This is a genomic window from Isoptericola sp. NPDC058082 (assembly GCF_042885055.1).
In the GTDB taxonomy this organism is placed as follows: domain Bacteria; phylum Actinomycetota; class Actinomycetes; order Actinomycetales; family Cellulomonadaceae; genus Isoptericola.
Map to the genome: position 1 here is coordinate 22,013 of NZ_JBHVSQ010000010.1, position 11,829 is coordinate 33,841.

Below are 11,829 nucleotides of genomic sequence, written 5' to 3' on the forward strand. Positions count from 1 at the left end.
GGTCCGGGCCCCTCGGGCGGCGACGGCCGCCCCGCGATGTGACGTTGGCCCGGTCGGGTCAGCGTCCGGTCACTGCCACCGGAAGAAGCGGGCCGCGGCCCATCCGAGCAGCGCGGTCCAGGCGGCGAGCACCACGAGGGCGAGCGCGGGGACGCCGGTGCCGAGCAGAGCGCCGCGCATCGCCTCGCCGAGCGCCCCCGAGGGCAGGAACGTCGCGAGGTGCTCGAGCGCGCCGGGGAGCTGCTCCGGCGGCACCAGCAGCCCGCCGCCCACGACGAGGAGGACGAGGACGAGGTTGGCGAGCGCCAGCACGCCCTCCGCGCGCAGCGTGCCGGCCAGCAGGAGCGCCAGCGCGGTGAAGCACGCCGTGCCGAGCAGCCCGACGCCCACGGCCGCCAGGATCCCGCCCGCCGCGGGCTGCCAGCCCAGCGCGAGCGCGACCGCGCCGATCACCACGACCTGCACCACCTCGACCGCCAGGACGCCGAGCAGCTTGCCGGCGAGGAGCCCGCCGCGGCCGAGGGGCGTCGTCGCCAGCAGCCGCAGCACGCCGTTACGACGGTCGAACGCGGTGGCGATGGCCTGCGAGGTGAACGCCGTCGAGACGCAGGCGAGCGCGAGGACGCCCGGCGTCACGAAGTCGATGCGGGCCAGGCCGCCGGTGTCGATCTCGACGACGCTGGTCCGCGTCAGGCCGAGGAGCACCATGACCGGGAGCACGATCGTGACGAGCAGCTGCTCCCCGTTGCGCAGCACGGCCCGGGTCTCGAAGCCTGCCTGCGAGAGCACGCGCCGCCAGGCGGGAGCCGCGACGGCGGGGGCAGGGCCGGTGGTGGTGGTCATCGCAGGTGCCGTCCCGTCAGGTCGAGGAAGACGTCCTCGAGCGTGCGCCGGCCCACGGTGAGCCGGCTCGCGAGGACGTCGTGGTCGGCGAGCCACGCGGTGAGGGCGGCCAGGGTGCGCGGCCCGACGGGACCGGCGACGACGTACGAGCCGGGCTGCGGCTCGGTCACCGCCCAGGGCCCCCGCTCGCCGACCGAGCCGGACGACGAGCCGGACGACGAGCCGGACGACGTGTCGAGCGTGGCGTCGAGGGCGCCCACGACGGCGGCCGGGTCCAGCCCCGCGACGGCGTCGAACCGGAGCGTGCGGTCGTCCTGCGCGTCGGGGGAGAGGAGCTCGGGCACGCTGCCGCTCGCGATGACGCGGCCGTGGTCGACGACGTGCACGCGGTCGGCGAGGTCCTCGGCCTCGTCCATGAGGTGCGTCGTGAGGACGACGGCGGTGCCCCCGTCGCGCAGCTCCCGCACGAGGTCCCAGACGGCGTGCCGGCTCTGGGGGTCCATGCCCGCGCTCGGCTCGTCGAGGAAGACCACCTCGGGCCGTCCGACGACCGCCGCCGCGAGGGACAGCCGCTGGCGCTGACCGCCGGACAGCCGACGCACCGTGGTCCGGGCGAACGAGCCGAGGCCGAGGCGCTCGCCGAGCTCTCCGAGGTCCCGCGGCGCCGCGTACATGGAGGCGACGTGGCGCAGGACCTCGCCGGCGCGGGCGCCGGTGGGCAGGCCGCCGTCCTGGAGCATGACGCCGACGCGGGGGCGCAGCGCGCGCGCGTCGGCCACCGGGTCGAGGCCGAGCACGCGCACGGAGCCGCCGTCGGGGTAGCGCAGCCCCTCGCAGCACTCGACGGTCGTGGTCTTGCCCGCGCCGTTCGGGCCGAGCACGGCCGTGACCGCTCCGGCGTCGGCGACGAGGTCCAGGCCTGCGACGACGTCGCGCCCGTCGTAGCGTTTGACCAGGCCCCGCACGCGGACGGCGGCCCCGGCGACGGGGTCGACGGAGCCGGCGCGCAGGTCCTCGGCAGAGTGCGCGGACGGCGTGACGCCGTCCGCGCCCGATGGCGCGATCGAGGTGGGCACCGGAAGATTCTACGGACGTCGCCCGGCCGGGTGGCGCACGCTCGTACGACTCGAGGAGCAGGACGGACATGACCTTCTACGCGTTCACGCCGCCCCAGGACGTCGCCGCGCTGGCGCGGCGGCTCTGGTACTGGCCGGTGGTGCGGGGCGTGCTCGCGCTGCTGTTCGGCCTGCTGGCGATCTTCCTGCCGGACAAGACACCGACGGTGCTGGTCCAGGTCTTCGGGGTGTTCGTGCTGGTCGACGGCCTGGTGAGCATCGTGGACGGGATCCGCCGGCGCGGGACGTCCGCGGGCTCGGTCAACACGGGCATCGGGATCGTGGCGCTGGTCTTCGGCGCGCTCCTGCTGCTCCTGCCCAAGGTGTTCCTCGGCGTCGTGCTGATCCTCGTGGCCATCTGGGCCCTGATCTTCGGCCTCCTGCAGCTCTTCGTCGTGCCGGCCATGCGGCGGCGCGGCGGGGCGTCGTGGGTGTGGAACCTGCTCGCCGGCCTGCTGCTGGTGGCGCTCGCGGTGGTGTGCTTCGCCAACCCGCCGAAGGCGATCGTGGGCCTGTCGATCGTGATCGGTGTGTTCGCGGTGGTCATCGGGATCGTGATGGTCGCCCTCGGGATCAAGCTGCGCCAGCTCGGCCGGCAGGGGCCCGGCGGGGGCGCGGGCGGCCGCCCGGGCGAGGTCATCGAGGGGCGCATCGTCACCGACGAGTGACGTTCGCGACACCGGGGCTCCTGGGGACCCCGGTGAGGCTTGCCTTGCTTGACATCCTGGATTACGCAACAAGGATGTTCCCTATATCGACGTCGTTCCCGGTGGTCGAGGTCTGCAGTGGGAGACCCGCCCCCGGGTGGTCCACGAGCCGGATGGGGGGATGAGCGCATGCCGACGAGCACGACCGCCCGCACGCCCGCGCGCCGTGCCCCCGTCGCCCCGGTGATCCTCGACGGCGTCCCCGAGACCGACGGCACCACCCGCCGTCGCGTCCTGGAGCTCGTCGCCGGCGAGGGCCCCGTGACGGCGGGAGAGCTCGCCGACCGTCTCGGCCTCACCTCGGCCGCCGTCCGCCGCCACCTCGCCTGCCTCGAGGAGGACGGCACGATCGCGGTGCACGCCGGACCGTCGTCGGGCCGCAGGGGCCGCCCCGCCCGCCGCTACGTCGTCAGCGCGCGCGGCCAGTCCGACCTCGCCGGCGGGTACTCCGAGCTCGCGGCGCAGGTCATGCGCTACCTGCGCGAGACCGGGGGCACGGACGCGGTCGCGCAGTTCGCCGCCGACCGGTACGACGCCGTCGTCGCGCGGTACGCGCCCCGCCTCACGGCCACCGACCCGCAGGAGCGTGCGGCCCAGCTCGCCGACCTGCTCTCGGCCGACGGCTACGCCGCCTCGGTCCGCCCGGTGAGCGGCCCGCTGCTGCCCACCGTCCAGCTGTGCCAGGGCCACTGCCCGGTGCAGCACGTCGCCGAGGAGTTCGGTGAGCTGTGCGAGGCCGAGGCCCGTGCGTTCTCGGAGCTGCTCGGCACGCACGTCCAGCGACTGGCCACGATCGCGGGCGGCGCGCACGCGTGCGTCACGAACGTGCCGATCGTCTCCACACCGACGTCCCCCCAGAACCTCCCCACCCCGGCCCACCGCACCCGCGGCACGCAGGAAGGAACACGATGAGCGCTCCCACCCAGGACGCCGCCCAGGCGGCTTTGGCACAGGGCACCGAGAAGCGGTCCGATGACGAGATCATCGACTCGATCGGCGCGTACCAGTTCGGCTGGCGCGACAGCGACGCCGCCGGCGAGGCCGCCACGCGCGGTCTGAACGAGGACGTCGTCAAGAACATCTCGGCGCTGAAGGACGAGCCCGAGTGGATGGCGAAGTTCCGTCTCAAGGCGCTGCGGCTGTTCGGGAAGAAGCCGATGCCCAACTGGGGCGCCGACCTCACGGGGATCGACTTCGACCGGATCAAGTACTTCGTGCGCTCCACGGAGAAGCAGGCCGCCAGCTGGGAGGACCTGCCCGAGGACATCAAGGAGACCTACGACAAGCTCGGCATCCCCGAGGCGGAGAAGCAGCGCCTCGTGGCCGGCGTCGCCGCGCAGTACGAGTCCGAGGTCGTCTACCACCAGATCAACGAGGAGCTCGAGAAGCAGGGTGTCATCTTCCTCGACACCGATACCGCGCTGCGCGAGCACCCCGAGCTGTTCCAGGAGTACTTCGGCACCGTCATCCCGGCGGGCGACAACAAGTTCGCCGCGCTGAACTCTGCCGTGTGGTCGGGCGGCTCGTTCGTCTACGTGCCGCCGGGCGTGCACGTCGAGATCCCGCTGCAGGCCTACTTCCGCATCAACACGGAGAACATGGGCCAGTTCGAGCGGACGCTGATCATCGCGGACGAGGGCTCCTACGTGCACTACGTCGAGGGCTGCACCGCGCCGATCTACTCGAGCGACTCGCTGCACTCCGCGGTCGTCGAGATCGTCGTGAAGAAGAACGCCCGCGTGCGGTACACGACCATCCAGAACTGGTCGAACAACGTGTACAACCTGGTGACCAAGCGCGCCACGGCCGCCGAGGGCGCCACCATGGAGTGGGTCGACGGCAACATCGGCTCCAAGGTGACCATGAAGTACCCGGCGATCTACCTGCTGGGCGAGCACGCCCGCGGCGAGACCCTGTCGATCGCCTTCGCGGGCGAGGGCCAGCACCAGGACGCCGGCTGCAAGATGGTGCACGCCGCGCCCCGCACGTCGTCGTCGATCGTGTCGAAGTCCGTCGCCCGTGGCGGCGGCCGCACGTCGTACCGCGGCCTGGTGCAGGTGCTCGAGGGTGCCAAGCACTCCGCGTCGACCGTGCTGTGCGACGCGCTGCTCGTCGACCAGATCTCCCGGTCCGACACCTACCCGTACGTCGACGTCCGCGAGGACGACGTGTCCATGGGGCACGAGGCGACGGTCTCGCGGGTGAGCGAGGACCAGCTGTTCTACCTCATGTCCCGAGGCATGGAGGAGACCGAGGCGATGGCCATGATCGTGCGCGGGTTCGTCGAGCCCATCGCGCGCGAGCTGCCCATGGAGTACGCGCTCGAGCTCAACCGCCTCATCGAGCTGCAGATGGAAGGGTCCGTCGGCTGATGGCCATCACTACCGATCACTCCCGCGCCGTGGCCGACGGCGCCCACTCCCACGGGGTCGTCCCGGCGGGCTCGCGCGCCGAGCGCAAGACGTCGTTCGACCTCGCCGACATCCCCGTGCCCACCGGGCGCGAGGAGGAGTGGCGGTTCTCGCCGGTCGCGCGGCTCCAGCCGCTGTTCGGCGACGACCTCGGCGCCGGCGGCGTCCTCACGGGCGTCGTCGAGACGCCGGAGGCCAAGGTCGAGATCGTCGGCAAGGACGACCCGCGCCTGGGCACGGCCGGCAAGCCGGGCGACCGCACCGCCGTCACCGCGTGGAACGCTGCGACCGAGGCGACCGTCATCACCCTGCCCGCGGAGGCCGTCGCCACCGACGTCACCTCCGTGCGGGTCGAGGGCGCGACCAAGGACGCGACCGCGCAGCACCTGCTGGTGCACGCGGAGCACCACGCCGAGGGCGTCGTCGTCATCGACCACCGCGGCGAGGCCGTCCTCAACCAGACGGTCGAGATCGTCGTGGACGAGGGCGCTCACCTCACCGTCGTCAGCGTGCAGGACTGGGCCGACGGCGCCGTGCACGCCTCGAGCCACCGTGCCCGCATCGGCCGCGACGCGAAGCTCAAGCACGTCGTCGTCACCTTCGGCGGCGACGTCGTGCGCATCACGCCCGACGCAACGTTCACCGGCGAGGGGGGCGAGGTCGAGATGGTCGGCCTGTACTTCGCCGACGCCGAGCAGCACCAGGAGCACCGCCTCTTCGTGGACCACGCCGTGCCGCGCTGCAAGTCGCGCGTCACCTACAAGGGCGCCCTCCAGGGCGCCGGCGCCCACGTGGTGTGGGTCGGGGACGTGCTGATCCAGGCCGAGGCCGAGGGCACCGACACGTACGAGCTCAACCGCAACCTGGTCCTCACCGACGGCGCCCGCGCCGACTCGGTGCCCAACCTGGAGATCGAGACCGGCGAGATCGAGGGCGCGGGGCACGCGTCGGCGACCGGCCGGTTCGACGACGAGCAGCTCTTCTACCTCATGGCCCGCGGCATCCCCGAGGTCGACGCCCGTCGCCTCGTGGTGCGCGGCTTCTTCGCGGAGCTGATCGACCAGATCGGCGTCCCGTCGGTCGAGGAGCGCCTGCTCGCGTCGATCGAGGCCGAGCTGGAGAAGTCGATGAGCGCCATCACCGGCGTCGCGGCGACGCCGGCGACGGGCGAGTGACGTCCCGATGACCTCCCAGCTGGCCTGCATGGCCGACGACCTCGCCCCCGAGGAGGCCATGCTCGTGGAGCTCGACGGCGCGGACGGGGCCCCGGTCCCGGTCGCCGTCGTCCGCGACGCCGACGGCGACTGGCACGCCCTCTCGGACATCTGCTCGCACGGACAGGTCTCCCTGTCCGACGGGGAGGTCGAGGGCTGCCTGGTCGAGTGCTGGCTGCACGGCTCGCAGTTCGACCTGCGCACCGGCAAGCCGGTCCAGCTCCCCGCGACGCAGCCCGTGCCGGTGTACCCGGTGACCGTGGACGGCGACCGCATCCTCGTGGACGTCGACGAGCGGCTCGCCGTCGCGTCCTGACCTGCCTCAGACTTTCGCAACACAGACCTGGAGACACGAAGCATGCCCACCCTGGAGATCCGCGACCTGCACGTCAGCGTCGAGACCAAGGAAGGCGCCAAGCCGATCCTGCGCGGCGTCGACCTCACCATCAACTCGGGCGAGACGCACGCCATCATGGGGCCGAACGGCTCCGGCAAGTCGACCCTCGCCTCCGCCCTCGCCGGCCACCCGAAGTACACGGTGACCTCGGGCACGGTCACGCTCGACGGCGAGGACCTCCTCGCGATGACCGTCGACGAGCGCGCCCGCGCCGGCCTGTTCCTCGCCATGCAGTACCCGGTCGAGGTGCCGGGCGTGTCGGTGGCGAACTTCCTGCGCACCGCCAAGACCGCCATCGACGGCGAGGCGCCCGCCCTGCGCACGTGGGGCAAGGAGGTCAAGGGTGCGATGGAGAACCTCCGCATCGACTCGACCTTCGCCGAGCGCTCCGTCAACGAGGGCTTCTCCGGCGGTGAGAAGAAGCGCCACGAGATCCTGCAGATGGAGCTCTTCAAGCCGCACTTCGCGATCCTCGACGAGACCGACTCCGGCCTCGACGTCGACGCGCTGCGCGTCGTGTCGGAGGGCGTGAACCGCGCCAAGTCGAACACCGACGTCGGCGTCCTGCTCATCACGCACTACACGCGCATCCTGCGCTACATCAAGCCGGACTTCGTGCACGTCTTCGTCGACGGCAAGATCGCCGAGGAGGGCGGCCCCGAGCTCGCGGAGCAGCTCGAGGAGAACGGCTACGACAAGTACGTCGGCACCGGCGCGACGATGGCCTGACCTCCTCGTCGAGAGGATTCGACCAGGAGCCGTCACCAGGAGGACAGCATGACCACCACCGACACCGTGCGCCCGTCGCTCACCGCGGCGGAGCTCGCCGCCGTGCGCGCGGACTTCCCGCTGCTCGGGCGCACGGTGCGGGGTGGCCAGCCGCTCGTCTACCTGGACTCCGCCGCGACGTCGCAGAAGCCGAACGTCGTGCTCGAGGCCGAGGTCGACTTCTACGAGCAGCGCAACGCGGCCGTGCACCGGGGCGCGCACCAGCTCGCGGAGGAGGCGACCGAGGCGTTCGAGGACGCCCGGTCGGCCGTCGCCGCCTTCGTCGGTGCGGACACCGACGAGATCGTCTGGGCGTCCGGCGCGACAGCGGCGCTCAACCTCGTCGCCTACGCGTTCTCGAACGCGACGGCCGGGCGCGGGGGCGCCGCCGCCGAGCGGTTCCGGCTCGCCCCGGGCGACGAGATCGTCGTCACCGAGGCGGAGCACCACGCCAACCTCGTGCCGTGGCAGGAGCTGTGCGCCCGCACGGGCGCCGTCCTGCGCTGGTTCGGGGTCGACGACGACGGGCGGATCGACCTGTCCGACGTCGCGAGCGTGATCACCGGGCGCACCCGCGTGGTGGCGTTCGGCCACGTGTCGAACGTGACCGGCGCGATCGCCCCTGTGGCCGAGCTGGTCGCCGCAGCCAAGAAGGTCGGGGCGCTCACGGTGCTCGACGCGTGCCAGTCCGTGCCGCACCTGCCCGTGGACCTGCACGCCCTGGACGTCGACCTCGCGGCGTTCAGCGCGCACAAGATGCTCGGCCCCACCGGCGTCGGTGCGCTGTACGGGCGCCGGGAGCTGCTCGAGGCCATGCCCCCGGTGACCACCGGCGGGTCGATGGTCGAGGTCGTCACCATGGCCGAGACCACCTACGCCCCGCCGCCGCAGCGGTTCGAGGCGGGCACGCAGATGGTCGCCCAGGCCGTCGGCATGGGCGTGGCCGCGCAGTGGCTGGACGAGCTCGGCATGGACCGTGTCGCCGAGCACGAGCGCGAGCTCGCGGCCGAGCTGGTGCGCATCGGCGAGATCCCGGGCGTGCGGATCGTCGGTCCGGCCGACGCGCGCGACCGTCTCGCCGTCGTGTCGTTCGTCGTCGACGGCGTGCACGCGCACGACGTCGGGCAGGTGCTCGACGACAAGGGCATCGCCGTCCGCGTCGGGCACCACTGCGCGCAGCCGCTGCACCGCCGGTTCGGTGTGGCCGCGACGGCGCGCGCGTCGGCCTCCGTGTACACCACGGCCGAGGAGATCGCCGCGTTCCGGGAAGCATTGGCGGGCGTGCGCGCGTTCTTCGGTGTGGACTGACGTAGGCGGAGAGGACAGCAGTGAGCTCGCTCGAGCAGATGTACCAGCAGGTGATCCTGGACCACGCGAAGCGCCCGCACGGGCGGGGTCTCGTGGACGCGCCCGCCGACCACCGGTCGGGGCAGTCGCACCAGGTGAACCCGACCTGCGGCGACGAGATCACGCTGCGCGTGGACGTCGACGGCTCCACCGTGTCGGGCGTGTCCTGGGAGGGACAGGGCTGCTCCATCTCGCAGGCGTCCGCCTCCGTGATGACCGAGCTCGTCACCGGGCACGACCTGGCCGACGTCGCGCGCCTGGACGCCGTCTTCCACGACCTCATGGCCTCGCGGGGCAAGGGCCTGGACGACGAGGACGCCCTGGACGCCCTCGGCGACGCGAGCGCGTTCACCGGCGTCTCGCAGTACCCCGCCCGCATCAAGTGCGCGCTGCTCGGCTGGGCAGCGCTCAAGGATTCGCTGGCGCGCAGCGGCGCGCTGGGCTGAAGCCGACCTGAACCTGAGAGGACACGATGACCGAGAACACGACCGACGCGGCCGCCCCGCCCGTCGCCGAGCCGGCCGCGGCCCCCACGCCCACCACGGCGGCGGACGTCGAGGAGGCCCTGCGCGACGTCATCGACCCCGAGCTGGGCATCAACGTCGTCGACCTGGGGCTCGTCTACGGCATCCAGGTGGACCAGAACAACATGTCCACGATCGACATGACGCTCACGTCGGCGGCCTGCCCGCTCACGGACGTCATCGAGGACCAGGCCGGCACCGCGCTCGAGGGGCTGGTCGACGGCTTCCGCATCAACTGGGTCTGGATGCCGCCGTGGGGACCGGAGAAGATCACCGACGAGGGCCGCGAGCAGCTGCGGATGCTGGGCTTCAACGTCTGAGAGACAGTCGGCGACGTCGGATCGAAGGTCTCGTCCCTCTCGGGGCGAGGCCTTCGTCGTCCTCCCGGGGTCGCGACATCGGCTCGACCGGTCGTGACGGGCGGCACCGCGGGCCGGGCTCGCCCGGGGTCAGACGGTGAAGCCGGCGGGGAAGGGGTCCGTCGGATCGAGCACGAACCGCGCCGAGCCGGTCACCCAGGCCCGGCCGGTGATGGCCGGCACGATCGCCGGGTAGCCGGCGACGGTCGTCTCCTCGACGACGCGGCCGGTGAACTCGGTGCCGATGAACGACTCGTTGACGAAGGCCTGGCCGCGCTGGAGCCGCCCGCGGGCGTGGTGCACGGCCATCAGGGCGCTCGTCCCGGTGCCGCCGGGGGACCGGTCGAGCCAGCCGGGGTGGTTGATCAGCGCGTGCCGGGCGCGCGCCGCGTCGGATCCCGGAGCCAGGAACACGGTGTGCTCGCAGCCGGAGTAGCCCGTCTCCGGGTGCACGGGCCGGGCCTGGTCGTTCACGGCAGCCATGACGGCGCGACCGGCGACGATCAGCTCGTCGACGCGGTCCCGCGCGAACGGGATGCCGAGCGACTCGGCGTCGACGAAGGCGTAGTAGTTGCCTCCGAACGCGATGTCGCACAGGACCTCGCCGTACCCCGGGACGTCGAGACGCCGGTCGAGCTCGTGGGCGTACGACGGCACGTTGACGATCGTGACGTCCTCCGCACGTCCGTCGCGCACCCGCACCTCGGCGGTGATCAGACCGATGGGGGCGTCCAGCCGGATCGTCGTGACAGGTTCGACGACGGGCACCATCCCGGTCTCGACGAGCACGGTCGCCACGGCGATCGTTCCCGCCCCGCACATCGGCAGCACTCCCGTGACCTCGATGAACAGCACGCCCCAGTCCGCGTCGGGGCGGGTGGGCGGCTGCAGGACCGCCCCGGACATCCAGCCGTGGCCGCGTGGTTCGCACATCAGGTAGGTGCGCAGCTCGTCCGAGTTCTCGATGAACCACCGACGCCGCTCGGCCATGTCGGCGCCCGGGAACGCCTCGACCCCGCCGGTGACCACGCGCACCGGGAGACCCTCGGTGTGCGCCTCGACGGTCTCGATCGTCCGGTCGGTCCTCATCGTGCCCACTCCTCGAGCTCGTCACGTACCGCCGCGGGCAGCCGCACGGTGGCGGACTCGGGCTTGCGTCGACCGAAGTCGGCGCCGTGCTCCGCCGCGAGCCGGCGGTGGTGCGCCTCGGCGCGCTCCACGAAACCAGGATCGAAGGCGGACGGGTCGAGCAGCAGGAGGAAGAGCCCGACCGCCGGCGAGACGCTGCCGCGGTCGAACGGCGCCGCATCGACGGAGAACGCGCCACCCGAGAGCGTCGCGAGCATCTCGACCATGACGGCGACGTTCGCGCCCTTGATCCCGCCGAACGGCAGGAGTGCGCCGGCCAGCGCGGCTGAGGCGTCGTCGGTCGGCGCGCCGTCCGGCCCGAGGGCCCACCCGGCGGGGATCGGGTCGCCGCGCTCGGCGGCCTGTCGCACCGAGACCCAGGCGGTCTCGCTCGCCGCCTGGTCGAACGCCCGAGGCCCGTCGGGGTGCGGCAGCGCGAACGCCAGCGGGTTGGTGCCCGTGATCGGCACACGGGAGCCGTAGGCCGCCAGCAGCGCCGGCGAGTTCGTGGCGGCGAGGGCGACGAATCCCGCTCGCGCCGCCGCCAACGCGTAGTGGGCGAGCTCGCCCGCCGGGAAGCAGTTCCGGATGCTCAGGGCGGCGACACCGGCCTCGCGTGCCCCGTCGAGCACCGTGGGGAGCGCGCGGGCGAACGCGACCTGGGCCGCGCCGCGATCGGCGTCGGCCACGACGATCGACGTACGCCGCCGCTCGACCACGGGGCTCGGATCGCCGTGGAGGCGGCCGTCCGAGATCGCGCGGACGAAGTCGAGCAGGTGCACGACGCCGACGGCCGGCCTGCCGCGGAACTCGGCGGCGACGACCGCCTCGGCAAGCGCACGAGCCGTGTCGGGCGAGCCGCCGGCGCCCCGCACGGCCCTCTCGCACAGGTCGACGAGCTCGGTCCGCTCGACGGTCCGGTCGGATGCGGCGGCCGTCGCGGATGCCGCGACAGGGAATTCGTCGTGATTCATACGCGGCCCACCGTATCCGGCACCGCGGCCTCACTGCGCCAC

13 protein-coding genes are annotated in these 11,829 nt (G+C 72.7%); 9 read left to right on the forward strand and 4 right to left on the reverse strand.

The features are described from left to right. Positions 1 to 69 precede the first annotated feature (69 nt). Both ACFVS0_RS14225 and ACFVS0_RS14230 read right to left on the reverse strand, forming a co-directional pair. On the reverse strand, positions 70 to 843 hold the full coding sequence (locus tag ACFVS0_RS14225) for an ABC transporter permease (RefSeq protein WP_430562986.1): 774 nt from the start codon (positions 841 to 843) through the stop codon (positions 70 to 72). Then, complete coding sequence (locus tag ACFVS0_RS14230; protein ID WP_430588390.1) at positions 840 to 1,853, reverse strand: ABC transporter ATP-binding protein; 1,014 nt, start codon at positions 1,851 to 1,853, stop codon at positions 840 to 842. The genes ACFVS0_RS14225 and ACFVS0_RS14230 overlap by 4 nt, the downstream gene beginning before the upstream one ends. Before the next feature lie 134 nt (positions 1,854 to 1,987). Between ACFVS0_RS14230 and ACFVS0_RS14235 the strand changes: the two genes are divergently transcribed. The 9 genes from ACFVS0_RS14235 to ACFVS0_RS14275 all read left to right on the forward strand — a co-directional run bounded on the left by ACFVS0_RS14235 (position 1,988) and on the right by ACFVS0_RS14275 (position 9,646). Continuing rightward, a complete protein-coding gene (locus ACFVS0_RS14235) occupies positions 1,988 to 2,626 on the forward strand; it encodes an HdeD family acid-resistance protein (protein WP_430562987.1) in 639 nt (212 codons plus the stop codon). Positions 2,627 to 2,794: 168 nt separating this feature from the next. Continuing rightward, positions 2,795 to 3,577, forward strand: coding sequence for a helix-turn-helix transcriptional regulator (locus ACFVS0_RS14240; RefSeq protein WP_430562988.1), 783 nt, complete (start codon positions 2,795 to 2,797; stop codon positions 3,575 to 3,577). Continuing rightward, complete coding sequence (gene sufB / locus ACFVS0_RS14245) at positions 3,574 to 5,037, forward strand: Fe-S cluster assembly protein SufB (RefSeq protein WP_416343677.1); 1,464 nt, start codon at positions 3,574 to 3,576, stop codon at positions 5,035 to 5,037. The genes ACFVS0_RS14240 and sufB overlap by 4 nt, the downstream gene beginning before the upstream one ends. Beyond that, positions 5,037 to 6,251: a Fe-S cluster assembly protein SufD gene (sufD, locus tag ACFVS0_RS14250; protein ID WP_430551732.1), complete on the forward strand. Its 1,215-nt coding sequence runs from the start codon at positions 5,037 to 5,039 to the stop codon at positions 6,249 to 6,251. The genes sufB and sufD overlap by 1 nt, the downstream gene beginning before the upstream one ends. Positions 6,252 to 6,258: 7 nt before the next feature. Next, complete coding sequence (locus tag ACFVS0_RS14255) at positions 6,259 to 6,606, forward strand: non-heme iron oxygenase ferredoxin subunit (RefSeq protein WP_430551733.1); 348 nt, start codon at positions 6,259 to 6,261, stop codon at positions 6,604 to 6,606. Between the two features lie 42 nt (positions 6,607 to 6,648). After that, positions 6,649 to 7,416 carry a Fe-S cluster assembly ATPase SufC gene (gene sufC / locus ACFVS0_RS14260; protein ID WP_429767169.1) on the forward strand — a complete coding sequence of 256 codons (768 nt, stop codon included), beginning with the start codon at positions 6,649 to 6,651 and terminating at the stop codon, positions 7,414 to 7,416. Between the two features lie 48 nt (positions 7,417 to 7,464). Further along, positions 7,465 to 8,763, forward strand: a complete 1,299-nt coding sequence (locus ACFVS0_RS14265) for a cysteine desulfurase (RefSeq protein WP_430588317.1) — start codon at positions 7,465 to 7,467, stop codon at positions 8,761 to 8,763. Positions 8,764 to 8,783: 20 nt separating this feature from the next. Further along, complete coding sequence (gene sufU, locus ACFVS0_RS14270; protein ID WP_430551735.1) at positions 8,784 to 9,248, forward strand: Fe-S cluster assembly sulfur transfer protein SufU; 465 nt, start codon at positions 8,784 to 8,786, stop codon at positions 9,246 to 9,248. A gap of 26 nt (positions 9,249 to 9,274) precedes the next feature. Then, entirely contained in the window at positions 9,275 to 9,646 is a 372-nt protein-coding gene (locus ACFVS0_RS14275; RefSeq protein WP_430551736.1) for a metal-sulfur cluster assembly factor, read from the forward strand. A 129-nt stretch (positions 9,647 to 9,775) separates the two neighbouring features. Here ACFVS0_RS14275 and ACFVS0_RS14280 read toward each other — a convergent pair whose 3' ends face one another. After that, a complete protein-coding gene (locus ACFVS0_RS14280; RefSeq protein ID WP_430551737.1) occupies positions 9,776 to 10,774 on the reverse strand; it encodes a proline racemase family protein in 999 nt (332 codons plus the stop codon). Further along, positions 10,771 to 11,787, reverse strand: coding sequence for an Ldh family oxidoreductase (locus ACFVS0_RS14285; RefSeq protein ID WP_430588318.1), 1,017 nt, complete (start codon positions 11,785 to 11,787; stop codon positions 10,771 to 10,773). Before ACFVS0_RS14285 ends, ACFVS0_RS14280 begins: the two co-directional genes overlap by 4 nt. Positions 11,788 to 11,829: the final 42 nt, after the last annotated feature.